This is a genomic window from Kitasatospora sp. NPDC054939 (assembly GCF_053610105.1).
The window spans coordinates 22,377-46,937 of record NZ_JBSGXP010000057.1; the positions used below are offsets into that span (position 1 = coordinate 22,377).

18 protein-coding genes and 2 pseudogenes are annotated in these 24,561 nt (G+C 76.0%); 11 read left to right on the forward strand and 9 right to left on the reverse strand.

Annotated features, from left to right (window positions below; genetic code table 11):
- Positions 1-68: 68 nt before the first annotated feature.
- Entirely contained in the window at positions 69-2,546 is a 2,478-nt protein-coding gene (locus tag ACWGB8_RS18260; protein WP_452214513.1) for a Tex family protein, read from the reverse strand.
- Between the two features lie 121 nt (positions 2,547-2,667).
- Complete coding sequence (locus tag ACWGB8_RS18265; protein WP_452214514.1) at positions 2,668-3,726, reverse strand: GlxA family transcriptional regulator; 1,059 nt, start codon at positions 3,724-3,726, stop codon at positions 2,668-2,670.
- Positions 3,727-3,966: 240 nt separating this feature from the next.
- On the opposite strand from ACWGB8_RS18265, the gene ACWGB8_RS18270 reads away from it, so the two are divergent.
- Both ACWGB8_RS18270 and ACWGB8_RS18275 read left to right on the forward strand, forming a co-directional pair.
- Positions 3,967-4,857 carry an NAD(P)-dependent oxidoreductase gene (locus tag ACWGB8_RS18270; protein WP_452214515.1) on the forward strand — a complete coding sequence of 297 codons (891 nt, stop codon included), beginning with the start codon at positions 3,967-3,969 and terminating at the stop codon, positions 4,855-4,857.
- Entirely contained in the window at positions 4,854-5,474 is a 621-nt protein-coding gene (locus tag ACWGB8_RS18275) for a maleylpyruvate isomerase N-terminal domain-containing protein (RefSeq protein WP_452214516.1), read from the forward strand. The genes ACWGB8_RS18270 and ACWGB8_RS18275 overlap by 4 nt, the downstream gene beginning before the upstream one ends.
- A gap of 66 nt (positions 5,475-5,540) precedes the next feature.
- Here the strand turns inward: ACWGB8_RS18275 and ACWGB8_RS18280 are convergent, their stop codons facing one another.
- On the reverse strand, positions 5,541-6,758 hold the full coding sequence (locus ACWGB8_RS18280; RefSeq protein WP_452214517.1) for a hypothetical protein: 1,218 nt from the start codon (positions 6,756-6,758) through the stop codon (positions 5,541-5,543).
- 291 nt (positions 6,759-7,049) lie between these two features.
- On the opposite strand from ACWGB8_RS18280, the gene ACWGB8_RS18285 reads away from it, so the two are divergent.
- Complete coding sequence (locus ACWGB8_RS18285; RefSeq protein ID WP_452214518.1) at positions 7,050-7,784, forward strand: tyrosine-protein phosphatase; 735 nt, start codon at positions 7,050-7,052, stop codon at positions 7,782-7,784.
- A gap of 119 nt (positions 7,785-7,903) precedes the next feature.
- Positions 7,904-8,398, forward strand: a complete 495-nt coding sequence (locus ACWGB8_RS18290) for a MarR family transcriptional regulator (RefSeq protein ID WP_452214519.1) — start codon at positions 7,904-7,906, stop codon at positions 8,396-8,398.
- A 330-nt stretch (positions 8,399-8,728) separates the two neighbouring features.
- Here the strand turns inward: ACWGB8_RS18290 and ACWGB8_RS18295 are convergent.
- The 3 genes and pseudogenes from ACWGB8_RS18295 to ACWGB8_RS18305 form a co-directional block, all read right to left on the reverse strand.
- Positions 8,729-9,517, reverse strand: a pseudogene (locus ACWGB8_RS18295) (pentapeptide repeat-containing protein); the annotation flags it as partial.
- Positions 9,518-9,781: 264 nt separating this feature from the next.
- The gene (locus ACWGB8_RS18300) at positions 9,782-10,591 is read right to left on the reverse strand and encodes an SGNH/GDSL hydrolase family protein (RefSeq protein WP_452214520.1); all 810 of its coding nucleotides are present in this window, start codon (positions 10,589-10,591) and stop codon (positions 9,782-9,784) included.
- Between the two features lie 395 nt (positions 10,592-10,986).
- Positions 10,987-11,337, reverse strand: a pseudogene (locus tag ACWGB8_RS18305) (winged helix-turn-helix transcriptional regulator); the annotation flags it as partial.
- Between the two features lie 94 nt (positions 11,338-11,431).
- On the opposite strand from ACWGB8_RS18305, the gene ACWGB8_RS18310 reads away from it, so the two are divergent.
- The 6 genes from ACWGB8_RS18310 to ACWGB8_RS18335 all read left to right on the forward strand — a co-directional run bounded on the left by ACWGB8_RS18310 (position 11,432) and on the right by ACWGB8_RS18335 (position 20,373).
- Positions 11,432-12,646 carry a pyridoxal phosphate-dependent aminotransferase gene (locus tag ACWGB8_RS18310; RefSeq protein ID WP_452214521.1) on the forward strand — a complete coding sequence of 405 codons (1,215 nt, stop codon included), beginning with the start codon at positions 11,432-11,434 and terminating at the stop codon, positions 12,644-12,646.
- 113 nt (positions 12,647-12,759) lie between these two features.
- Complete coding sequence (locus ACWGB8_RS18315; RefSeq protein WP_452214522.1) at positions 12,760-13,218, forward strand: CU044_2847 family protein; 459 nt, start codon at positions 12,760-12,762, stop codon at positions 13,216-13,218.
- A gap of 4 nt (positions 13,219-13,222) precedes the next feature.
- A complete protein-coding gene (locus ACWGB8_RS18320; protein ID WP_452214523.1) occupies positions 13,223-15,385 on the forward strand; it encodes a VMAP-C domain-containing protein in 2,163 nt (720 codons plus the stop codon).
- Between the two features lie 28 nt (positions 15,386-15,413).
- Positions 15,414-16,523 (forward strand): AAA family ATPase, encoded by a 1,110-nt coding sequence (locus ACWGB8_RS18325; RefSeq protein WP_452214524.1) that lies wholly within the window; start codon positions 15,414-15,416, stop codon positions 16,521-16,523.
- Positions 16,520-19,150 carry an SAV_2336 N-terminal domain-related protein gene (locus ACWGB8_RS18330; protein WP_452214525.1) on the forward strand — a complete coding sequence of 877 codons (2,631 nt, stop codon included), beginning with the start codon at positions 16,520-16,522 and terminating at the stop codon, positions 19,148-19,150. Before ACWGB8_RS18325 ends, ACWGB8_RS18330 begins: the two co-directional genes overlap by 4 nt.
- The gene (locus tag ACWGB8_RS18335) at positions 19,147-20,373 is read left to right on the forward strand and encodes an MFS transporter (protein WP_452214526.1); all 1,227 of its coding nucleotides are present in this window, start codon (positions 19,147-19,149) and stop codon (positions 20,371-20,373) included. The genes ACWGB8_RS18330 and ACWGB8_RS18335 overlap by 4 nt, the downstream gene beginning before the upstream one ends.
- Positions 20,374-20,393: 20 nt before the next feature.
- Here the strand turns inward: ACWGB8_RS18335 and ACWGB8_RS18340 are convergent, their stop codons facing one another.
- From ACWGB8_RS18340 to ACWGB8_RS18350, 3 genes are all read right to left on the reverse strand, one after another.
- Positions 20,394-20,651: a hypothetical protein gene (locus tag ACWGB8_RS18340; RefSeq protein WP_452214527.1), complete on the reverse strand. Its 258-nt coding sequence runs from the start codon at positions 20,649-20,651 to the stop codon at positions 20,394-20,396.
- A 98-nt stretch (positions 20,652-20,749) separates the two neighbouring features.
- Positions 20,750-21,151, reverse strand: a complete 402-nt coding sequence (locus tag ACWGB8_RS18345) for a (2Fe-2S) ferredoxin domain-containing protein (RefSeq protein WP_452214528.1) — start codon at positions 21,149-21,151, stop codon at positions 20,750-20,752.
- 246 nt (positions 21,152-21,397) lie between these two features.
- Positions 21,398-23,053: an FAD-binding dehydrogenase gene (locus ACWGB8_RS18350; RefSeq protein ID WP_452214529.1), complete on the reverse strand. Its 1,656-nt coding sequence runs from the start codon at positions 23,051-23,053 to the stop codon at positions 21,398-21,400.
- A gap of 360 nt (positions 23,054-23,413) precedes the next feature.
- Between ACWGB8_RS18350 and ACWGB8_RS18355 the strand changes: the two genes are divergently transcribed.
- Complete coding sequence (locus ACWGB8_RS18355) at positions 23,414-24,448, forward strand: SGNH/GDSL hydrolase family protein (protein WP_452214530.1); 1,035 nt, start codon at positions 23,414-23,416, stop codon at positions 24,446-24,448.
- Positions 24,449-24,561: the final 113 nt, after the last annotated feature.

The following is a 24,561-nucleotide window of genomic DNA, read 5'->3' on the forward strand; positions in this document are numbered from 1 at the left end:
CGGGCACGGACCCGGGGCGGTACGGCTGCGGGCCGGTGGACCGTCGGGTCCACCGGCCCTCAGCCGCCTCAGCGCCGTCCGGAGCGGCGGTCGTCGGGGCGGCCCTGCCCGCCGCCGCCCGCCAGGCCGGCCCGGCGCAGCGCGTCCGCCATGGCGCTGTTGCCCAGCGGCGCCGGCGAGCCGGAACCGCCGCCCGTACCGCCGCCGGAGCCGCGGCGGTCCTGGCGGGGCGGGCGCGAGCCGCGCTGACCGCCCCGCTCGCCGCGGTCTCCCCGGTCGCCGCGGTCTCCCCGGTCGCGGGAGCCGCCGCCCGAGCCGCCGCTGCCGCCGCGCCCGACCTCGTCGTCCAGCCGCAGGGTCAGCCCGATCCGCTTGCGCGGCACGTCCACCGTGGTGACCCGGACGGTGACGATGTCGCCCGGCTTGACCACCTCGCGCGGGTCCTTGACGAAGTTCTTCGACAGCGCGGAGACGTGCACCAGACCGTCCTGGTGCACGCCCACGTCGACGAAGGCGCCGAACGCGGCGACGTTGGTGACGACGCCCTCCAGCACCATGCCGACCTCCAGGTCGCCGATCTTGTCGACGCCCTCCTTGAAGGTCGCGGTGCGGAACGCCGGGCGCGGGTCGCGGCCGGGCTTGTCGAGCTCGCCGAGGATGTCGGTGACGGTCGGGATGCCGAAGGTGTCGTCGGCGAAGTCCCCCGGGCGCAGGGCGCGCAGGGCCGCGCCGTTGCCGATCAGCCCGCGCAGCTCCCCGCCGGTGGCGGCGAGGATCCGGCGCACCACCGGGTACGCCTCGGGGTGGACGGCGGAGGCGTCGAGCGGGTCGTCGCCGTCGGGGATGCGCAGGAAGCCGGCGCACTGCTCGAAGGCCTTGGGGCCGAGCCGGGCGACGTCCTTGAGCGCCTTGCGGGTGCGGAACGGGCCGTTGGCGTCGCGGTGGGCCACGATATTGTCGGCGAGCGTGCCGGTGATGCCGGAGACCCGGGTGAGCAGCGGCGCGGAGGCGGTGTTGACGTCGACACCGACCGCGTTGACGCAGTCCTCGACGACGGCGTCCAGCGAGCGGGAGAGCTTCACCTCGCTCAGGTCGTGCTGGTACTGGCCGACGCCGATCGACTTGGGGTCGATCTTGACCAGTTCGGCCAGCGGGTCCTGCAGCCGGCGGGCGATCGAGACCGCGCCGCGGATCGAGACGTCGAGGTCCGGCAGCTCCTGCGAGGCGAACGCGGAGGCCGAGTAGACCGAGGCGCCGGCCTCGCTGACCATCGCCTTGGTGAGCTTCAGCTCGGGGTGGCGCTTGATCAGGTCCTCGGCGAGCTTGTCGGTCTCCCGGGAGGCGGTGCCGTTGCCGATCGCGACCAGGTCGACCCGGTGCCGGGCCGCCAGCGCGGCCAGCGCGGCGATCGAGGCGTCCCACTTGTTGGCGGGCTGGTGCGGGTAGATCGTCTCGTATCCGAGGACCTTGCCGGTGGCGTCCACCACCGCGACCTTCACCCCGGTGCGGAAGCCCGGGTCGAGGCCCATGGTGGCGCGGGTGCCGGCCGGGGCGGCCAGCAGCAGGTCGCGCAGGTTGGCGGCGAAGACCCGCACCGCCTCGTCCTCGGCCTCCTGGCGCAGCCGGCCGCGCAGGTCGATCCCGAGGCGCACCAGGATGCGGGTGCGCCAGGCCCAGCGGACGGTGTCGCCGAGCCACTTGTCGGCCGGGCGGCCGTGGTCGGCGACGCCGAAGCGGGCGGCGATCCGCTGCTCGTAGTCGCCGGCGCCGGGGAGGTCCCCGCCGTCCTCGGCGTCGTACGGGGAGAGTTCGAGGTCGAGCACCTCCTCCTTCTCGCCGCGCAGCATCGCCAGGATGCGGTGCGAGGGGAGCTTGGTGTACGGCTCGGCGAAGTCGAAGTAGTCGGCGAACTTGGCGCCGTCCTGCTCCTTGCCCGCCCGGACGGTGGCGACCAGCCGGCCGCGCGTCCACATCCGCTCGCGCAGCGAGCCGACCAGGTCGGCGTCCTCGCCGAAGCGCTCGACCAGGATCGCCCGGGCGCCCTCCAGGGCGGCGGCCGCGTCGGCCACCGACTCGTTGAGGTAGCCGGCGGCCACCGCGGCCGGGTCCTGCGCCGGGTCGGCGAGCAGCGTGTCGGCCAGCGGTTCGAGCCCGGCCTCGCGGGCGATCTGCGCCTTGGTGCGCCGCTTCGGCTTGAACGGCAGGTAGATGTCCTCCAGGCGGGCCTTGGAGTCGGCGGCCAGGATCTGCGCGCGCAGCGCGTCGTCCAGCTTGCCCTGGGCCTCGACGGACTCCAGGACGGCGGTCCGGCGCTCTTCCAACTCGCGCAGGTAGCGCAGCCGCTCCTCCAGCGTGCGCAGCTGGGCGTCGTCGAGCGAGCCGGTCACCTCCTTGCGGTAGCGGGCGACGAACGGCACCGTCGCGCCGCCGTCGAGCAGTTCGACCGCCGCCTTCACCTGGGCCTGGCGGACGCCCAACTCCTCGGCGATCTTCCGCTCGACGGCCTGCTGAGCCTGCTTGGCCACCTCATCGACTGGCGTGCTCACTGAGCCGGTCACCTTCTCCTACTGTTGCTGTCGCCGTACCCCCTGCATTCTGGCAGGTGCCGGGGACACCGGCGGGGACCGGCGTGGCGGCGGCTCCGGCGGCCCCGCACACCGGCGGGGCTCAGGGCGTGCGGCCGGCCGCGGCGGCGAAGGACCGCCGGTAGTCGGTGGGCGTCACGCCGACCCGGGCGGTGAAGTGGCGCCGCAGGTTGGTCGCCGAGCCCAGGCCGCTGCGCTCGCCGATCTGCTCCACCGGGAGGTCGGTGGCCTCCAGCAGGGTCTGGGCGCGCGCCACCCGCTGGTCGAGCAGCCACTGCAGCGGGGTGGTACCGGTGGCGGCCTGCAGCCGGCGGAAGAAGGTGCGCGGGCTCATCCGGGCCCGGCGCGCCAGGTCGTCGACGGTCAGCGGTTCTTCGAGGTGGGCGGTGGCCCACTCCAGCACCGGCGCGAGGCTGTCGTCGTCCGTCACCGGCACCGACAGGTCGACGAACTGGGCCTGCCCGCCCGGCCGGTGGGCGGGCACCACGAGCCGGCGGGCGAGCCGGTTGGCGACGTTCGCGCCGAGGTCGCGGCGGACGATGTGCAGGCAGAGGTCCAGTCCGGCGGCGGCGCCCGCGCTGGTGAGCACGTCGCCGTCGTCCACGTACAGCACGCTGTCGTCCACCGTGACGGCCGGGTGGCGGCGGGCGAGTTCGGCGGTGTGCGCCCAGTGCGCGGTCGCGCGCCGCCCGTCCAGCAGGCCCGCCGCCGCGAGCGCGAACGCGCCGGTGCACAGCGACACCATGCGCGCCCCCGCGTCGGCCGCCCGCCGCAGCTGCGCCACCAGCGCCGGGGGCACCTCGCGCACGCCCTCCACGATCTCCTCCGGCAGGGCGGCGACCAGCACGGTGTCCGCCTCCGCCAGTTCCTCCCAGCCGTGCGGGGCGCGCAGCGAGAAGCCGGAGCCGGGACGGCCGGGGGCGGGGCCGTCGGGGGCGGGGCCGTCGGGAGCGGGACGGCCAGCGGCGGGGCCGTCGGCGGCGGGGCGGCCGTAGGGGTCCGGACGTTCGGCGCAGAGGCGCAGGTCGTACCAGCGGTCGCTGATGGTCGGCTGCGGGGTGCCGAAGACCGCGCAGGCGATGCCGAGTTCGTAGAGGTCCCAGAACGGGAGCTCGTCGTGGTCGACCACGGCGACGGCCACCGTGCCGGGTCCGTTCCGCGGTACCGGATCCGCCCGGACCGTCCCCGTGGGTTGCTCCGGTCGGTCGAACTGCTCGCCCATGCTGCCCCCCTGGCAGGAAACGTACGCCCAAGGGCAATCCTGCCACTGTCGGCGGGCCCGCCGGGCCACGAGAGTGGGGACTGTTCGATCAACGGAGCCCCGGCCCCTCCCACCACGGGCCCCGGCCCCTCCCACCCCCCTCCCGAGGAGCGCACACCCATGTCATCCACCACCACCCCCGCCACCGCCGGCGTCGAGGTCGGCGTCCTCGGCCTCGGCGCGATGGGCACCGCGCTCGCCGACGCCCTCCTGACGGCCGGTCACCGCGTCACCGTCTGGAACCGCACCCCCGCCCGCGCCGAACCGCTGGTCGCCCGCGGCGCCGTCCGGGCCGCCGACGTCACCGGGGCGGTCAGCGCCGCCGACCTCGTCGTCGCCTGCGTGCTCGACTACGACGCGCTGCGCGCCCTGCTGGCCGGCAGCGAACCGGCCCTGGCCGGCCGCACCCTGGTCAACCTCACCTCCGGCTCGCCCGAGCAGGCCCGCGCCACCGCCGACTGGGCGGCGGGCCTGGGGATCACCTACCTCGACGGGGCGATCATGAACACCCCGCCCAACATCGGCTCCCCCGGCACCATGCTGCTCTACAGCGGCGCCCCGGACGCCCTCGCCGCCCACCGCGGCACCCTCGCCGCGCTGGGCGACCCGATCGACCTCGGCACCGACCCGGGCAGCGCCTCCCTGTACGACACCGCGCTGCTCGGCCTGATGTGGTCCACCCTCGGCGGCTGGCTGCACGGCACCGCCCTCACCCGGGCCGACGGCGTGCCGGCCACCGAGTTCACCCGGGTCGCCAACCGCTGGCTCTCCGACGCCGTCACCGGGTTCCTCACCGCGTACGCCCCGCAGGCCGACGCCGGCGCGTACCCCGGCGACGACGCCACCCTCGACGTCCACCTCGCCGCCATGGAGCACCTGCTGCACGCCAGCCGCGACCGCGGCGTGGACACCGCCCTGCCCGAACTGTTCCACCGCCAGACCGCCCGCGCGATCGCCGAGGGCCACGGCGCCGACAGCTACGCCCGCCTGATCGAGGTGATCACCAATTGACCGCGCCCGCCCCTGTCCCGTCCGGTGCCGGTCTCGTCGACACCGACTGGCCGACGCTGCTCACCGCGACCGCCGGCGCCACCACCGGTGCCCTCGCCGGGGCCGCCGACGCCGACTGGTCGCAGCGCCCGCCCGGCAGCGACTGGACGGCCCGCGCCACCCTGGACCACCTCGCCCTCGGCCTGCTCGGCTACGCGGGCCTGCTCACCGCCCGCCCGACCGACCGCTACATCACCCTGTTCGGCTCGCTCGACCCGGCGGCCCCGATCCCGCACTGCCTGGAGGGCGTGCGGATCGCCGGTTCGCTGCTCGCCACGGTCGTCCGCGACACCGAACCCGAGGCCCGCGCCTGGCACCCGTGGGGCCCCTCGGACGGCCCCGGCTTCGCCGCCATGGGAACGGTCGAACTCCTCGTCCACACCCACGACCTGGCCCGCGGCCTCGGCCTGGACTGGACGGTCCCGGACGACCTCGCCGCCCCCGCGGTCGCCCGCCTCTTCCCGGACGCACCCTCCCGGGACGCCGCCGGACTCCTCTGGTCCACCGGCCGCACCGCCCTCCCCGACCACCCCCGCAAGGCGCCCGGCGCCTGGAGCTGGGACGGCCGGGTGCGCTGACGGCCGGCCGGCACGGGCCCGGCAGGGCGCCTCCCCGCATGGACCGTTCCGGCTGCCGCGGCTCGGTCAGTCCTGCCAGTAGAAGAGCAGCGTGTGCAGGTCCATCGGCCCCCGGTGCCCGAAGTAGTAGACGTACAGGTCGGTGACCGTCGTCGACCCGAGGTCCTGGTCGATCCAGCGGAACCCGGCCGCCTCCAGCGCCGCCCGGGCTGGCAGTTCGTCCTCGTCGACGAGTCCCGCCGCGGCGGCGAAGCGCCCGAGGGTGCTCACGTGCACCGCCCCGCGGGCGTGCTCGATCAGGTGGTAGGTACCCTCGCCCTGCTGGTGCTCCTCGCCGCAGGAGACCGCCGGCTTCGGATCGAGACCGGCGGCGGCCAGCGCCGCACCGGCACGGGCGAGTTGGGCCTCCGCGTCCGGCGGCTCCGGGGGCTCGGTGGCGAGCGCCTCCACCAGCCAGCGCGGATCGCTCCGCTGGTGGCCCTCGGAGCCGTACTCGCGCAGGACGGCGAACCGCAGTTCCTCGTCGAGGTCCTCGACCTCCACCCGGGGTCGACCCAACGCCTCGTAGTGGGCGCGGAGTTCGTCGCGGTCCTCGGTGATGCGGTAGAGGGCGAGGGCGGTCCGGAGCGCGGCGGTCACGGTCGGCGCCTGCGGCAGGTGGGCGCGGAGCAGCGCCGGGTCGTCGATCAGCCAGGCGGCCAGGTCGGCGACGGCGGAATCCGGGTCGGCGAGCCCGTCGGTGACGTCCTCGCCCGCACGCTCGCGCACGAGCAGCCGGAACGCCCGGACCTCCGGCCCGTCCTCGCCCAACTCCGCTGCCACCAGCTCGATCCCGCGCCGGTCGGCCAGCAGGTCGAGCCCGTCCACCCCGGCGAGCCTGCGGTCCCACCGCCCGCTGGTCGCCAACGCCGCCAGCGCGGGCGCCGCAGTGAGGTCGCCCAGCCGCGCCCGGCCCCTCAGGAACGCCTCCGGCATCCGGTGCGCGTACTCGTCCGCCCGCTCCGGCGCCGTCAACCAGGGCAGCAGCTCGACCCGGTCTCCCAGCACGTCCAGCAGCGCGAGGCGCACCCCCTTGACCTCCCCGGTGTCCCGGATCCGGTCCAGCAACGCCGGTACGTACGCCTCCGGCACCCGCCCCGCGAGCGCCAGCGCACACGGCACGCGCCGCCACCCCTCGTGCGACGGGTCGGCCACGTACCGGGCGAGCCGCCCGGGGTCGAGGGCGCGCAGACCGGCCTCGTCGGCCTGCCCGGACGGCGGAATCAACGCATCGATACTTGCCATCGGAGCATGCTAGTGATCCGCACCCACCGCGCCCCACCCGATTCCGGCGGCGGGCCCGTCAGTCCGCGGCCGCCGCGTCCGGCGCCAGCTGCGCCCAGGCCTCCGCCACCTGGCGGAGCACACCGTGCGCCCCTGCCCGCTCGGCCAACCCGGCGGCCTCGGCGAGCAGTCGGCGGGCGTCGGGGTGGCGATCCTGGACGGCCGCGAGGTGGGCAAGGCCGACCAGGTTGGCGCCGAATCGGGGCCCGCGAACCGGTGCGATCCTACCCGGCGACGCCTAATCTGTTGATCATGATCCGACACATCGCCTTCGAACGACTCCACAACTTCCGTGACCTGGGCGGCTATCGGGCCGTCGACGGCCGGGCGGTCCGGTGGGGGCTGCTCTACCGTGCGGACTCGCTGGGCAAGCTCACCGAGCCGGCCGACCTGGAGCGGTTCCGGGAGCTGGGCGTGCGGACGGTGATCGACCTGCGGTACCCGTGGGAGATCGAGGCCCGCGGGCGGGTGCCGCAGGGCGAGGCGCCGGCGTACCACAACCTGAGCATCGAGCACCGCCCGTACGACCAGGCCGAGATCGACCCGGAGCTCGACCCGTGGCGCTACCTCGCCGACCGCTTCGCCGAGGTCGCGGACGACGGCGTGGTGGAGATCCGGCAGGCGCTGGACGTGATCGCCGGCGCCGACGGGCCGCTGGTGTTCCACTGCGCCTCGGGCAAGGACCGCACCGGGCTGATAGCGGCGCTGGTGCTCGCCCTGCTCGGGGTCTCCGAGGACGACATCGCCGCCGACTTCGCCCTCACCGAGCTGGCCTCGCCGCGGTTCGTCGCCGACTGGCACGCGGCCAATCCGGGCCGGGAGCTGCGCTGGCCGGGCTTCGGGCGGGCCCCGGAGGACGTCATCCGGCACGTCCTGGCGGACTTCACCGCCGCGCACGGCTCGACGTACGGCTACGCGGTCGAGCGGCTCGGCGTGGACGAGGCGCTGGTGGCCGAGCTGCGCGGACGGCTGCTCCCCCCGGCGTAGCAGCGGCGGGCCGGTGGGGTGGCGGCGGTTGGGCGGCGGCGGGGCGACCGCTTGACTTGAAGCTCGCTTGAACTCCTACGGTTGCGTCCATCAGCGATCACCCGACAGGGAGCAGCGAGATGACCGACCGTCAGACCACCGCCGTCGAAACCGTCGTCGAGCCCACCGACGCCGAAATCGCCGCCCAGCCGGCCGCGTACTGGACCGGGGTCGCCTACGAGGCCCTGATCGCCTTCACCCGCGCCCGGCAGGCCGAACTCGGCTGGACACAGCCCCAGTACTGGCTGTTGCGGAACCTGTCGAAGCACGACCTCTCACCGGACGGCCGGGGCATGACCGTACCCGAGCTGTACCGGGCGATGGCCTCCTACCTCCGGCCCGAGGACGACCTGCGGGCCGAGGCGGAGGTCCTGGCCGAACGCGGCTGGCTCACCCGCGACGCCGACGACCGCCTGTGGATCACCGAGGCCGGGGACGAGGCCCGCGCCGCGCTCAAGCGGAACGCCCCCGCGATCCGCGACCGCATCCACGAGGGCATCGACGACGCCGACTACGCCACCGCCCTGCGGGTACTCCAGCGGATGATCCGCAACACCACCGGCGCTGCCGCCTGAGCCCGCCGGCTACCCGGCCGGCCGGCCGCCGCCCTTGCCGGGCTGCTCCCGCCGGCCGGACTGCGGGGGCTGCTGCTTCGGCCCGCGCCGGGCCCGCCCCTTCTCCGGTGCCTGCCCCCGGCCCTGACCCTGGCCCTGGCCTTGGCCTTGGCCCTTGGGCCGGCCCTGTTCCTGCGCCCGTCCCTGTTCCTGCGCCCGGGGCGACTGCCGGTCGCGGCCCGACTGCTGGGCGCGTGCCCCGCCCGACTTCCCGTCCCGTCCCGGCCTGGCGTCCCGGGCCGGCCTGGCGTCCCTGGACGGTCGGGCGGCCGCCACCGGACGCGCCTCCGGCGACCAGTGGCCCGGCCGCGTCAGGCTGCGCGGGATCTTGGTCCCGGCGTCGCCGCGCGCGGCGTTCAGCTGGAGCTGGGTGAGGAAGACCGCGTCCGTGAGGTCGGCCCCGGAGAGGTCGGCGTCACGCAGGTCGGCGCCGATCAGGTCGGCCAGCCGCAGGTCGGCGCCGGCCAGGTCGGCCGCGACGAGCAGGGCGCCGCGGAGGTTGGCGCCGCGCAGGTCCGCCCCGCGCAGCCGGGCACCCATGAGGTCGGCGCCCCGGTGCTCGCGGCGGCGCGGCACCGCGGCCCGGACCAGCTCGCTGGCCCGCAGCAGCAGCTCGCCGACGGCCTGCCGCCGGGCGGGCACGTCCACCGCGAGGATCTCCTCGGCGCTCCCCCGGCCGAGCCGCTCGACCTCGTCGTACGCGCGGTCCAGCTCGCGCCGCAGCGGCCGGGCGGCGGGCAGGCCCTGCGCCTCGTCCAGGTACCGCAGCAGTTCGTGCAGCTGCCGCACGACCGGGAAGACCGCGAACATCGACGACGCGCTGCCCGGTTCCTCCCGCCAGCTCCGGCCGCCGAAGGTCACCTGGGAGACGTGCTGGCCCGCACCGAAGCAGTCGTACACGGTGCAGCCCTGGTAGCCGGTCTCGCGCAGCCGGGTGTGGATGCCGCAGCGGAAGTCGTCCTGCAGGTTGCGGCAGGGCGTGCCGGCGGCCTTGGTCGCGGCGAAGTCCGCCCCGGCCACGAACGGCAGCGCCGCGCAGCACAGGCCGAAGCAGCTCGCACAGTCGGAGACCAGTTCCAGCCGTCCGGTCCGGGGCGCGCCGGCCCCGGTCGGCGGCGGCTCGGCGCCGGACCGCAGCGGCCCTGGCCCCGTCCGCGGCGGCGCGGGCGGGGCCTGGTAGGGCGCGCTCCGCTCCGGCGCGTTCCGGTGCGGCTCCGGTGCGTTCCGGTGCGGCTCGGGCGCGTTCCGGTGCGGCTCGGGCGCGGTCTGGTGCGGGTCGGGCACGGTGCGGCTGTCCTCCACTCGGCGGGGGCACCGACCTCCGGGGCCCCGAACCGAGCCAGCCTACTCGTACGGCAGCAGCTCGCCGCGCTTCGGCGGGCGGCCGTCCCCCGAGGAGCGGCCGGTCAGCCGGCGTCCGACCCAGGGCCCCAGGTGGGTGCGCAGCCAGCGGGCGTCGGCCCCCAGCTGCTCGGTGCGGGTGGGCGGCGCGGCGGTCGGCAGCGGTGCCCGCCAGTCGAACGCGGCGGGGCGGCCGAGGGCTTCCAGGACGCCCTCGGCGACCCGTCGGTGGCCCTCCGGCGAGAGGTGCAGGCGGTCCTCGTCCCAGAGCCGGCGGTCGTCGAAGCACGGCGCGGAGTACAGGTCGACCACCGCGATGCCCGGGTCCTGGGCCAGCTCCTGCACGAAGGCCTTCATCCGCAGGATCGTCGGCAGCAGTCGGGCGCTGCCCGCCATCCGGCGGGTGGGGTCGGTGCTGGTGAACATGACCACGGTCGCGCCGGCGGCCCGCAGTGCGGTGGCGGCGCCGCCGAGCAGCCGCTCGACCTCCGCGATGTCGCAGCGCGGGCGCAGCACGTCGTTGAGGCCGCCGGCCAGGGTGACCAGGTCGGGGGCCATGGCGGCGGCGTCGGCGACCTGTTCGCCGTGGATCTGGCCGATGAGCTTCCCGCGGACCGCGAGGTTGGCGTACCGGAACGTCCCGGCGGGCTGCTCGGCGGCGAGCCGCTCGGCGACCCGGTCGGCCCAGCCGCGGTACTGGCCGTCGGGCAGCAGGTCGTCGCACATGCCCTCGGTGAAGGAGTCCCCGACGGCGACGTAGCTGGTGTAGCCCCGGTGCGGCCCGAACGGCCCGGGGGCGGCAGTGTTCTCCATGATCCGTCGATGTTACGCGCCGGTAGGGCGGCGCCCCGCCCACCGGGGGCGGGACTGCGCGGGGATGAACGCCGGGATGAACGGCGGCGCTCATCGGCCGTCGATCGGTCGTTTATCGGTCCGGTCCACTCTGGTGGTGCGCCGGGCGGGCACCACCCCCGGCGCCGCCGGCCGGCGGCCGTGATCAGCCTCGGGGGAGTTGATCACCGACACCCCCCGCCGGCCCGGACGGGGTTCGCGCAGCTCGGGGGGAGACTGCGCGAACCCCTCCCACGCCGCGCCCGCCACCCGCACCCGCGCCCGCATGCCTCCGGCACCCGCGCCGACACCCGCACCCGCTCCTGCAGCGCCCGCGCCCGAACCCGCACCCCGCCCGGCTACGCGTCGGCGGTGACCCAGTGCTCGCGGACCGCGTCGGTGGGCCGCTGCTCGCCGAGGGCGGGGACGCCCCAGGCGCCGAGGGCCGTGATGACGGGGTGCAGTCCGGTGCCGCGCTCGGTGAGCTCGTAGACCGTGGCGTTGGCGGGGCGTTCGAGCTTGCGGCGCACGACGACGCCGTCGCCTTCCAGCTGCTTGAGCCGTGCCGCGAGGATGTCGGTGGAGACGCCGGGCAGGTCGGCGTGCAGGTCGGTGTAGCGGCGCGGACCGGCCAGGAGTTCACGGACGATCAGGAGGCTCCAGCGTTCGCCGACGGTGTCGAGGGCGCGGGCGACGGCGCAGTACTGGTCGTAGCTTCGACGTGGCATGGTGATCAGCATAGCCAAAAGGTTGGACTTTCCAAGTGCTTACTTGGTAGAACAAAGTAACCACGATGGGCAGGTGACGGTCGGGAGGCCGCAGATGGAGTTTCGGCAGTCCAGCAAGCTGACGAACGTGTGCTACGAGATCCGCGGGCCGGTGGTCGACCGGGCCAACGCGCTGGAGGAGGCCGGGCACAGCGTGCTCCGGCTGAACACCGGGAACCCGGCGCCGTTCGGCTTCGAGGCGCCCGAGGAGATCGTCCAGGACATCATCCGCAACCTGCCGAACGCCCACGGCTACAGCGACTCCCGCGGCATCCTGCCCGCCCGCCGGGCCGTCGTGCAGTACTACCAGCAGCGCGGCGTCAGCGGCGTCACCGTCAACGACGTGTACCTGGGCAACGGCGCCTCCGAGCTGATCCAGATGGCCGTGACCGCGCTGGTCGACGACGGCGACGAGGTGCTCGTCCCGATGCCCGACTTCCCGCTCTGGACGGCGGTGGTCCGGCTGGCCGGCGGCAAGGCCGTGCACTACCTCTGCGACGAGCAGGCGGACTGGTACCCGGACCTCGACGACATCGCCGCGAAGATCACCGACCGCACCAAGGCCATCGTGGTGATCAACCCCAACAACCCCACCGGCGCGGTCTATTCGAAGGAGCTGCTGGAGGGAGTCCTCGACCTCGCCCGCCGGCACCAGCTGATGGTGCTCGCCGACGAGATCTACGACAAGATCCTCTACGACGGCGCCGAGCACCACTGCCTGGCCGCGCTCGCCGAGGATGTCCTCACCCTCACCTTCAACGGCCTCTCCAAGTCCTACCGGGTGGCCGGCTTCCGCAGCGGCTGGCTGGTCGTCTCCGGCCCCAAGCAGCACGCGAGCAGCTACCTGGAGGGCCTCACCATGCTCGCCGGCATGCGGCTGTGCCCCAACGTCCCCGCCCAGTACGCGGTGCAGGCGGCGCTCGGCGGCCACCAGTCCATCGAGGACCTGGTGCTGCCGACCGGCCGGCTCGCCGAACAGCGCGACGTCGCCTTCCGGGCGCTCAACGAGATCCCCGGCGTCAGCTGCGTCAAGCCCAAGGGCGCCCTGTACGCCTTCGCCAGGCTCGACCCGGCGGTGCACCGGATCGTCGACGACGAGCAGTTCGTCCTGGACCTGCTGCTCCGCGAGAAGATCCACGTCGTCCAGGGCACCGGCTTCAACTGGCCGCGCCCCGACCACTTCCGCTTCGTCACCCTCCCCCGGGCCGACGACCTGGAGACCGCCATCAACCGCATCGGCCGCTTCCTCGCCACCTACCGCCAGGTCTGAGCGCCGGCCTGCACGGCCGGGCCGGCGCCGCGGTCCCGCACCCCTCGCGAACGGGCCCGGCCCGGCGTACTGAAACACCGTCACGGACGGTGCCGCTGTGCCATCATGAGCCCATGGGGGACACAGTCGAACTGAAGCTGGCGGACGGCACCGGCGTACTCCTGGAGGTCGTCGGCGGCCCGCCGCACCTCGCCGCGGCGCCCGCCTCCGCCCCGGCCGGGCTTCCCGCCGGCACCGCACCCGTCGTGCCGGTCGGCGTCGGCCGGGCCCGCCGCGCCGCCGAGGCGACCGGGCAGGCCCTCTCCGACGTGCTGCGCCCGCTCGGCGGCGTCCTGGACTCGGTGCACGCGGCCGTCACCTCGGCGGTCCGTCCGCCGGACGAGGTCTCCGTCGAACTCGGGATCAGGCTCAGCCACGACCTCAAGCTCGGCATCACCTCGGCCGCGGGCGAGGCCACCATCACCGTCCGGGCCACCTGGACGCCGGGCGGCCGGGACGCCGACAGCACCGCCACCACCGGAATCAGCACCGGCACCACCGTCCCGAGGCCCGCCGACGCCGTCCGCAGGTAGCCGGATGGCCCCGGACGACCCGGACCGCGCCGTCAAGCTCGCCCACGCCGCACTCCACTGGCAGTCCGACGCCGAGGCGTACGGCGGGGGCGTCCTGCTCACCCCGGACACCGTCCTCACCTGCGCGCACGTCGTCAACCAGGTCTTCGGGCGGGACGACTTCGCCCAGCAGCGCCCCGACGGGCTGGACGGGCTCACCGTCGCGCTGCCCGGCACCGACCCTCGGCTGCGCCTGCACGCCGCACTCGTCGCCTGGCTGCCCGCGCGCCGCCCCGACGGCAGCCCGGCACAGGCGGGCGACATCGAATGGGCGGGCGACCTGGCGCTGCTGCGCCTGCTCCACCCGCCGGCCGCCGCCCGCCCGGCCCCCGTGGGCCGCTGCCGCCCGGGCCGCACCGCGTACGCCTGGTTCGGCAGCGGCGCCCCGAGCACCATCGCCGCCGCCGTGGTGCAGGGGGTCACCGAGCGGTGGATCGTGCTGGACTCGCCCGGCTCCGCCCAGGCCGTCGTCGAGGGCTACAGCGGTTCGCCGCTGTGGGACCGGGAGCAGCAGCGCGTGGTGGGCCTGGTGGTCGGGCGCAGCGGGCTGCGCGCGTTCGCCGTGCCGACCTGGGACCTCGGGCGGCTGTTCGCCGAGGCCGGTGAGCCCGTCCCCGCACTGGCCGGGCCCGAGGAGGCCCCGCTCGACCCGCTCGTCCAGCAGTTGCTGGGGCCGATCCGGGCGGTGCTGCCCTCGCCCGCCGGCCTCGCCGCCCTCACCGCGCAGTTCCTCGCCGACCTCGGCCCCGACGGGCCCGAGAACCCCGGCGGGCCCGAATACCCCGGCCGACCCGAGAACCCCGACGGGCCCGAGGACCCCGGCCGGCCCGGGGACCCGCCCGGGCCGGGCGGACACGACCGCGCCGCCGTCACCACCCCCGAGCAGCTCGCCCGGCTCGCCGCCGCCGCCCCGCACGGGGTGCCGACCCTGCTCGCCCGGCTGGCGGCAGCGGCCTCCGGCACCGAGCAGCGGCAGTGGATCGCCACCACCGGCGTCCTGGCCTCGCCCGAGCGGTTCCTGACCGCCGGCGAGCACCGCGAACTCCTCGACCTGCTCGCCGCCGGTGCCCCGGACCCCCGCCGCTGCGCCGCCGAGGCGCTGCCGCTCGGACCCGACCTCCGCTCGCCCGACTGGCCCGCCGCGGTGGCCGAGTTGGAGCGCTACCGGCCACGGCACGGGCGCGTCCCGCAGCTGCTGCGCACCGTGGAGTTCGCCGCCGCCCGGGCCGGACAGCCCGCCACCGCCCGGGCGCTGACCGCCTGGAACGACGCGGTCGCGCACCGGCTGGGACTCGCCGAGGCGCTGCCCGAACACCGGGCGCAGGCCCTGGAGTCGGCGGAGGCCCGCCGGACGGCGGCCGGGGCCGCGGGCCGGCCCGGCGGCGCACCGGCCGCACCCGTGGTACAGGTGCAGCTGTGGCGGGCCACCGGCACCGACACCTTCGGCTACACCCTGCACGCGGCCGACGCCGACGGGCTGCCGCTGCACCGCAGCACCTGCGACACCCCGGTGCCGCGCAGCCGGCTGCTGGCGGAACTCGGAGCGCTGCTGGAGGACCTGACCCGGCACACCGAACCCGGCGCGGTGCCGACGGTCGAGTGGTTCGTCCCCGCCGACGAACTCGACCTGGCCGTCGACCAGTGGGTCTACCGCCCCGACGAGCTGTTCCCCGGCGTGCTCGGCCAGGACTTCCTCTGCGTGATCCGCAGCCCGGAGCTGCGCCGCGCCGCCTTCCTGCCCGAACTGCGCTACCGCTGGCAGGCGTTGAGGTCCGGGCGGGTCGCTCTGCTGGAACGCCACGACCCGGCGGTGCAACAGCGCGGAGCCCCCGTCCCGGTCTGCGGTGTGGCGCTCTGCTGCCCGAGCAGCGAACTGCCCCGGCTGCGGGCCATCGCCCTGGCGGTGGGCGTCCCCGGGGTCGTCTGGCTGCGACCGACCGCACCCGGCCCGGCCCCCGGGCGGCTGCGCGAGCTGGTCGACGGCTCGGCCCCGCACGAGCTGCCGCGGGTGGTGTACGAGGCCCGGCTGGGCGAGTCGCCGGACGGTCTGCACCGCAATCTGGCCCTAGTCTGGGACGGCCCGGAGGGCCACCCGGACACCCTGCGGCTCGGCGACCCCCGGGACTGAACCCCGGGCTGTGGAAGGGAGATCGGCGATGACCGACGAGGCATCCGGCGGCGCGCCCGACCGGGTCGGCGACGGCCCGGCGGACCGGAGCGGGGCGGACGGCGAGCGCCCCGCGGCGCCGCACCGCACGGACGGCGACGGCCCGGACGAGTGGCGGATCTACCGCGGCAACGGCGGGGTCCGCACCCTCCCGCTGCCCGCCGCCCCGCCGTGGCGCCGCTTCGGCGGGGCCGCACCCGGCCCGTCCGGCCCGGTCGGGGACCTCCCCGCAGCGCGCCGCCCGGCCGCCGACTACCGGATCGGCCCGCAGGAGGTGGACGTGGTCAACGCCGCCCTGCACCTGCGCCGCCCGCTGCTGGTCACCGGCCGCCCCGGCACCGGCAAGTCCTCGCTGGCCGCCTCGGTGGCCGCCGAGCTGGGCCTCGGCCCGGTGCTGCGCTGGCCGGTCAACAGCCGCACCGCGCTGCAGGACGGCCTCTACCGCTACGACGCCGTCGGCCGGCTCCGCGAGACCGGCCGGGCCCGCGAACTCGGCGCCGCCGAACCGGACATGGGCAGCTACGTACGGCTCGGCCCGCTCGGCACCGCGCTCGCCACCGGCCGCCCGGGCCGGCCCCGGGTGCTGCTGGTCGACGAGCTCGACAAGGGCGACCTGGACCTGCCGAACGACCTCCTGGTGGTCTTCGAGGAGGGCGAGTTCGAGATCCCCGAACTGAGCAGGCTGCCCGACGACAGCCCCGACGTCCGGGTGATGCTCACCGGCACCCGGGCGCGGCACGCCGTCCACCACGGCGTGGTCTCCTGCCACGAGTTCCCGGTCACCATCCTGACCAGCAACGGCGAACGGGACTTCCCGCCCGCGTTCCTGCGCCGCTGCCTGCGCCTGGACCTGCCCGAGCCCGGGGAGCAGCGGCTGCGCGAGATCGTCCGCACCCACCTCGGCGAGGACGGCCTGCGGGCCGGCGAGGACCTCATCGAGGCGTTCCTGCACCGCCGCGACCACGACCGCGCCGCGCTGGCCACCGACCAACTGCTCAACGCCGTCCACCTGCGGATCAGCGGGGTGGACCTGGGCCGCGACGGACTGCTCGCCGCCGTCCTGCGCCCGCTGGAGGACGCGGAGCCCGGCCTCGGATGATCGAGCGACTGCAGGAGGCACTGGCCCCGGCCGGCCTCGCCCTCACCCCGGGCGAGCTGCTGGACGTCCTCTGGCTGGCCGACCGCATCCCCGCGGGCGGACTCGGCCACCCCGCCCCGCCGGCGCCCGCCGACCCGCCCGGCACCGACGCCCCCGCCCGCGGCGCGGCCCTGCCCGGCGGCGCGCCGCCGCCGGGCGCCGCACCCCACCCGGCCGACCTCTACGCCCCCACCGCGGGCGGCGCACCGGGGTCGTCGGCCCGGGCGGTGCGGGTCCCGGCCGGCCGCGCGCTCCCCGACGCCCTCCCGTTCGGCCGCGCCCTGCGCCCGCTCAAACGCACCGCGCCGTCCCGCCACGCACAGCGGCTGGACGAGGGAGCCACCGCCGAACTGATCGCCGAGACCGGGGTGCTGGACCTCGTCCTGCGCCCCCGCCCCGAACGCTGGCTGAGCGCGGCCCTCGTGGTCGACGACGGCCTGTCGATGGAGCTGTGGCAGGACACCGCCGCCGCCCTGCGCGAGGTCCTGGAGACCGTCGGCGTCTTCCGCACCGTGCGCTGCTACGGCCTGGACAGCCGGGCCGAGGACGGGCCGGTGCTGCGCGCCCGCCCGTTCTCCCGGAGCGCCGCGCCGGTCTCCCCCGGCTCGGTCTGCCCGGCCGACGGGCGCGGCGCCGTGCTCGTGGTCTCCGACGCGATCGGCGCGGGCTGGCACCGGGGACGGATCGCGCCCCTGCTCGCCCGGTGGGGCGGCCGCTGCCCCACCGCGGTCGTCCAGCCGCTGCCGCAACGGCTCTGGGCGGGCAGCGCCCTGGCCCCCGAACGGCTGCTGCTCCGCGCCCGCCGACCGGGCGCCGCCAACGCCGCGCTGGACGCCGCCGACCCGGTGCTGCCCGAAGTGACGCCGCCCGGGATGCCGGTGCCGGTGCTCGACCTGCAGCCGGCCGCGGTCGCCGCCTGGGCCTCGCTGGTCACCGCCGGCCGGCCCGCGGTGCTGCCGAGCATCACCCTCGGACCGGCCACCGCCCCGGACGCCGGCCCCGGGCCCTCGGCCACCGCCGCACCCGCACCCGCACCCGCCCATCTGGCGGGCCGGCTGGCGCACTTCCGCCGCGCCGCCTCACCCGAGGCGTTCCGGCTGGCCGGGCACCTGGCCGCCACCAGACCGCTGACCCTCGGACTGATGCGGCTCGTCCAGCGGGCCGTGCACGGCCGGGTCGACCCGGCCGTACTCGCCGAGGTCCTGCTCGGCGGGCTGCTGCGCCGCACCCCCGGCCCGGTCGGCCGCGGCCCGGCCGCGTACGAGTTCCGGCCGGGCCTGCGCGAACTGCTGCTGGAGACCGTGCCGGTGGCCGACCTGCTGGCGGTCACCGACCTGGTCACCGAGGCCCTGCGGGCACCCCGGTCGAGCGGGCCGACGCTGCCCGCCCTGCGTGCCGACCTCACCGGACCGGACGCCCTCGCCCCCGGCGCCACCGCCTTCGCCGCCTCCTCGGAGCCACTGCTGCGGCACTTCGCCACCTCCGCGGAACGGCCCGCCGCCGGTGGGACGGCCCCGGGCAGCTTCGAGGTGCTGACCCTCCAGGACGCCGAACTCGCCGCCCTGGTCGCGGCCGAGGACTGGCGGGGCGCCGTCGAGCGCGGCGAGGAGGTGCTGGAACAGCTGATCGCCCGGCACGGCCCGGACGACCTGCGGGTGCTGGCCGGCCGGCTCGACCTCGCCGAGTGGATCGGGCGGGCCGGCTCGCCGCAGACCGCCCGTGCCCTCGCCCGCGAGCTGCACACCCGACTCGCCCGGCTGCTCGGCCCGTACGACGGGCGCACGCTCGCCGCGCTGACGGCGGCCGGCGACTGGGCCGGACGCGCCGGGCACACCCTCGAGGCGGTGGACGCCCACCGGGAGGTCCTGGCCGCCCGGGAGGCGGACCTCGGCCCGCTCGACCCGCGCTGCGTGGAGACGCTGGCCCTGCTCGCCTACTGGACCGGCGAGCAGGGCAAACCGCAGGACGCGCTGACCGGCTACGGCGAACTGCTCCGGCGCCAGGAGCAGGTGTACGGCGCGGAGGACCTGCGCGCCCTCAACACCCGGGCCAACCTCGCCTCCTGGACCGGCCAGGCGGGCCGAAGCGAGGCCGCCCTGCAGCTCTGGCACGACCTGCTCGCCGACGTCGGGCGGCACGCACCGCCCGAGCACCCGCTGCGGCTGATCGCCGCGACCGAGCTCGTCCACTGGCGGGCCGAGTGCGGCGATCCCGCGGACACCCTCGATACCCTCGGCCGGCTGCTGCCCCGGCTCACCGAGGCCCTCGGCCCCCTGCACTCCTACCCGTACGGGGTGCGCTGGCGGCTCGCCCACTGGACGGGGGAACTCGGCGACCCCGAGGGCGCACGGGAGCAGATGCGGGCCCTGCTGGCCGAACTGGGCACCGTGTTCACCCCGGAACACCGGATCTTCCTCAGCTGCCGGGTCGAGTTCGCCGAGTGGACCGCGCGCACCGGCGACCCCGTCACGGCACTGCGACTGCTGACCGAACTGGTGCCCGAGATCGAGGCGGTGCTCGGCCCGGCGCACCCGCAGGTCGTCCGGGCCCGGGAACTGGAGGCAGCCCTGCGGGACGCCGGGGAGTGAGCGGGCGGGCACTCGCGCAACGCGTCCGCCGCTCCCGGGAGCGGGCCGTCGGCGGGCTGCCGACCGCCTTCTGGTGGCTGTGGAGCAGCACCCTCGTCAACCGGCTCGGCACCTTCGCCGTCCCGTTCCTGACGCTCTGCCTGACCGTCGAGCACGGCCGGTCGCCGGCCTTCGCCGGAGCGGTCGCCGCCGTCGCCGCCGCCGGTGGCATGGCGGGCGCCCTGCTCGGCGGCCTGGCCGCGGACCGCTTCGGCTGCCGGCCCACCCTGCTCACCGCCCACCTGGGCACCGCGGCGGCCACCACCGCACTCGCCCTCGCCCCGGGCGAGCGCCCGCTGATCGCGGCCGCACTGCTGCTCGGCTGCTCCGCCGCGGCCGCGCGCCCGGCCTCCGCCGCGCTGATGACGGCCCTGCTCGACCCGCGCGACCGGGTCCGGGCGTTCGCGCTCGACTACTGGGCGGCCAACCTGGGCTTCTCCGCCTCGGTCCTGCTCGCCGGGGCGGCGGTCCGCTTCGGCTACACCCCGCTGTTCCTCGCCGACGCCGCGGCGACCCTGCTCTGCGCCGCCCTCGTCCTGCTCCGGGTCCCGGCCGCCGGACCGGATCCCGGGCCGGCGACCGCCGGACCGACCGCGAGAACCGGGAGCCGCGGCGGACTGCGGGAACTGCTCGCCGACCGGCCGTTCCTCTGTTGCGCGGCGCTGTTCGTCCTGATCGCCGGGATCCTCCAGCAGCTGACGACCACCCTTCCGGTCGCCATGGCCGACGCCGGGCTCGGCCCCGCCGCCTGCGGAGCCGTACTCGCCCTGAACGGGGTGCTGGTCTGCCTGGCCCAGGTGCCGGTGGGCGGACTGGTCGCCGGCCGGCCGCCGTTCGCCCTGCTGGCGCTCGCCGCCCTGCTCTGCGGCACCGGCTTCGGCCTGACCGCGCTCGCCGGCTCGGCGGCCGGCTTCGCGCTGACCGTCGTCGTGTGGACCGCCGGCGAGGTGGTCAGCGGCCCGGTCTCACTGGAGGTCACCGCCCGCTTCGCCCCGGCCCGCAGCCAGGCCCGCTACCAGGGCGCCGGGGCCTTCGCCTGGTCGGTCGGCGGAGTGCTCGCGGCGGCGGTCGGCGGCTGGACCTACGACCGGTGGGGCGGCGGCACGCTCTGGACGGGCTGCGCGGCGGCCGGGCTGGCCGCCGCCGCGGGGTTCCTGCTGCTGGGCCGCCGGGTCGCGCCCTGACGACGGCGGGCCGGCGCCGCTCAGGTCGCGGCGGTGTCGCCCCACGCCGTCGGGGCGCGGTTGCCGGTGCCGTCGCAGGTACGGCAGACCTCGTCGCGGTAGGCGTGCTTGGCGCCGGTCGCGTCGACCCGGTAGCGGACGTAGACGCCGGTGCCGTCACAGAGGAAGCAGTTGCCGCCCCCGCCGCCGACCTCGGTGGTGCCGGTGCCCTGACAGGTGCGGCAACTGAGGCCGGCGGTACGTCCGGTGCCCGCGCAGATGCGGCAGACCGTGGTCACGGCGGATTCCTCCCGGGTCGGGGCCACCGGTCATGCTAGTGCCAGCGCCGCCGTGAGAGGACGGCCTCCGCGGTTCCGGCCCTCCCGGCCCTCCCCGGTCAGCCCGGCAGGCCGTCCCGGACGCGCCGCGAGACGCTGATCCGCTGGAGATCGAGCAGGCCGGGCGGTTCGGCGATCCCCGGACCGCCAGCGTGCACCCACTCGGCGACCTCGTCGACCATGTCGTCCTGCAGCACCCAGCCCAGCCAGACCGGCCTGCCGCCCGCCTCCCGGCCCTCGCGGGAGGGGCCGACGACGACCACGTTCGACTTCTCGCAGACGTCCAGGCACTTGACCGCCCGCACCGTGCCGGCGCTGCCGACGGCCTGCCGCAGGCGCTCCAACTGGGCGGCGTGGTCGACCTCCGGGTGCTTCCTGACGCTGCCGCAGCAGCAGTCGCGGCAGACGGTGACCGTCACCGGGGCGGTGGCCGGCCTGCGCTCACGGTCTCGACGAGCCATCAGGGTCCTCTCCTCAGTCCAGTGCGACGGCCCGCCGCCCCGCGCACCCGCGCGGCAACCGCAGGCCGTTGGGCCGACGACGACGGTGGAACCCTCGTGCCCGGCGACTCCGAGCGGCAGCGGCGGCGTACCGGCCGGCTCCCGGGCGGCCCGGGCCGCGACGGACGCCCCCGCGATCACCAGATTCTGCCCCACCGCCCGCCGGCCCGTGCCCCCGGGTGCACACCCGGGGGCACGGACGCGGGTTCAGGCCAGGGCGGCTGCGGCGGCGCGGCCGGCGGTGCGGCCGGAGAAGAGGCAGCCGCCGAGGAAGGTGCCCTCCAGGGAGCGGTATCCGTGGACTCCGCCGCCGCCGAAGCCGGCCGCCTCGCCGGCGGCGTAGACGCCGTCGAGCACCGTGCCGTCGGCGCGCAGGACGCGGGAGGACAGGTCGGTCTGCAGTCCGCCGAGCGACTTGCGGGTGAGGATGTGCAGCCGAACGGCGATCAGCGGGGCGGCGGCGGGGTCGAGCAGGCGGTGCGGGGCGGCGGTGCGGATGAGCTTGTCGCCGAGGTAGCGGCGGGCGCCGCGGACGGCGGTGAGCTGGAGGTCCTTGCCGTACGGGTTGGCGAGTTGGCGGTCGCGGGCCTCGATGGTGCGGCGCAGGTCGTCGGCGTCGATGAGCTGCTGCCCGGTCTTGCCGTTCATGCCGCGGGCGAGGTCGGCGACGTCGGAGGCCACCACGAAGTCGGCGCCGTGCCGTTTGAACGCCTCGACGGGGCCGGGGGCGCCGGGCAGGGCGCGGCCGAGGACGCCGCGCAGGGAGCGGCCAGTGAGGTCGGGGTTCTGTTCGGAGCCGGAGAGGGCGAACTCCTTCTCGATGATCTTCTGGGTGAGGACGAACCAGGTGTGGTCGTGGCCGGTGGTCCTGAGGTGTTCGAGGGTGCCGAGGGTGTCGAAGCCGGGGTAGAGCGGGACGGGCAGGCGGCGGCCGCGGGCGTCGAGCCAGAGCGAGGAGGGGCCGGGGAGGATGCGGATGCCGTGCCGGGCCCAGATCGGGTCCCAGTTCTCGATGCCCTCGGTGTAGTGCCACATCCGGTCGCCGTTGACGAGGTGGCCGCCGGCGGCTGCGGCGACGTCGAGCATCAGCCCGTCGACGTGGGCGGGCACGCCGGAGAGCATCCGGGCGGGCGGGGTGCCGAGGCGGGCGGGCCAGGCCTTGCGGACGAGTTCGTGGTTGCCGCCGATGCCGCCGCTGGTGACGATCACGGCCTGGGCGCGCAGTTCGAAGGCGCCCGCCACGTCGCGTGAACTGGCCTGCCCGCGGGCCGCGCTGCTGGGGACCAGCACCTCGCCGGTGACGGTGTCGGTGACGCCGGCGTGCGCGGCGAGGCCGGTGACCCGGTGGCGGAAGCGCAGGTCGACCAGCCCTCGGTCGGCGCCGGCCCGTACCCGGCGGACGAAGGGTTCGAGCAGGCCGGGGCCGGTGCCCCAGGTGATGTGGAAGCGGGGCACCGAGTTGCCGGGGCCGTCGGCGTGCAGTCCGCCGCGTTCGGCCCAGCCGACGACGGGGAAGAAGCGGACGCCCTGGGCGTGCAGCCAGGCGCGCTTCTCCCCGGCGGCGAAGTCGACGTAGGCCTCGGCCCAGCGGCGCGGCCAGTCGTCCTCGGGGCGGTCGAATCCGGCGGTGCCGAACCAGTCCTGCCGGGCGAGGGCGTGCGAGTCGCGGATGCGCATGCGGCGCTGCTCGGGCGAGTCGACGAGGAAGAGGCCGCCGAAGGACCAGTGCGCCTGCCCGCCGAGGGAGGCCTCGGGTTCCTGGTCGAGCAGGATCACCTTCCGTCCGGCGTCGGCGAGTTCGGCGGTCGCGGCGAGTCCCGCGAGTCCGGCTCCGATGACGATGACGTCGGCGTCCAGGGCCATGCGGGGGTCCTCCGGGGTCGCGCGGGAAGGCGGAACGGGCGGCGGTGGGGCGGAGCGGGCGACGGGGAAGGCGGGTGGCGGCCGGGGCGGGCGGTGCCGCGGTGGTCCGATCCTGGGGCCTGCGCCCGCACCCGTCAACCGGTCGGTAACAAGCCGGTGCGGGAATTCCGCTCCACGGTGTACGGGAAATACCTCCGCTCCACAGTGGAGCGTAATTCGAAATATCCGGAGACGAGTTTAGCGAATTCCGCGCCATCCATGGACGAAAGCGAAACCTGACAGTAACTTACTTTGCAGTAGTAGAAGCTGCGGCCCGGCTGGCACGACCCCCCACCCCGTTCTTCTCCCCCAGGAGGAACCGTGCTCCGCCCTGCCCGGAAGCTCCGTGCTGCCCTGAACCGCCCGACCGGCCCCGGCTCCTCGACCGGCCCCGACTCCTCGACGGGCTCCGCCGACGCGCCCGGTCCGGCCCGCCCGGCCACCCCGCGGTCCCGCCCCGTCCTACTGGGCGCCGTCGTACTGGCCGCCGCCCTGGCCCTGACCACCACCGACGCCCGGGCCGCCACCGTCGCCTCGCCCCGGCACTACGTCGCGCTCGGCGACTCGTACGCCTCCGGGGCCGGTGTGCCCGGGCAGTCGGCCGGGCTCTGCCTGCGCTCGGACCGCAACTACGGGCGCCTGGTGGCGCGGGCGCTGGGCGCCGCCAAGTACACCGACGTCACCTGCGCCGCCGCCAAGGTGAAGGCGATGACCGAGCCGCAGTACGACGCGTTCATCCGGGTCAACGACGCCCAGCTGAACGCCGTCACCGCGGACACCGACCTGGTGACCCTGACCGTCGGCGGCAACGACCTGGGCGTCACCGACCTCGGGGTCGGCGACGTGATCGCCACCTGCATGGCGGGCGCGCTGGTCAACCCGCTCGGCACGCCGTGCAAGGACGTCTTCCACCACGGGTACTGGGACTGGGGCAGCTGGTCCTGGCGGTACGGGAACGACGACCTGGCCGACCGGGTCGCGGGCGCCGCACCGCGCATCGCGGACGTGCTGAAGAAGATCCGCGCCAAAGCGCCGGGGGCGCGGATCGTGCTGGTCGGCTACCCGTCGGTGCTCCCCGCCGACGAGTGGAAGTGCTTCGCCCGCCAGCCGGTGACCGTCGGCGACGTCGCCTACCTGCACGGGGTGCTGGTGAAGCTGAACACCATGCTGAAGAACACCGCCGCGGCCAACGGCGCCACCTACGTGGACACCGCCACCCCGACCGCCGGGCACGACGTCTGCTCGGACGACCGCTGGATCGAGGGCGCCCTGCCGGGCTCCCCCGCGGTGCCGTTCCACCCGAACGCCACCGGCGAGAAGGTCATGGCGGACGCGGTGCTCGCCGCCCTGCGCTGAACCCCGGCCGAAAGGCCCCGAGGGGGTGGGGGCGGAGACCCGGGCGGACCCCCGCCGTTGGGGGGCGGGGCTCTTTTTGACAACTCCGGGGCCACGCGGCGGCGCTTGAGGTG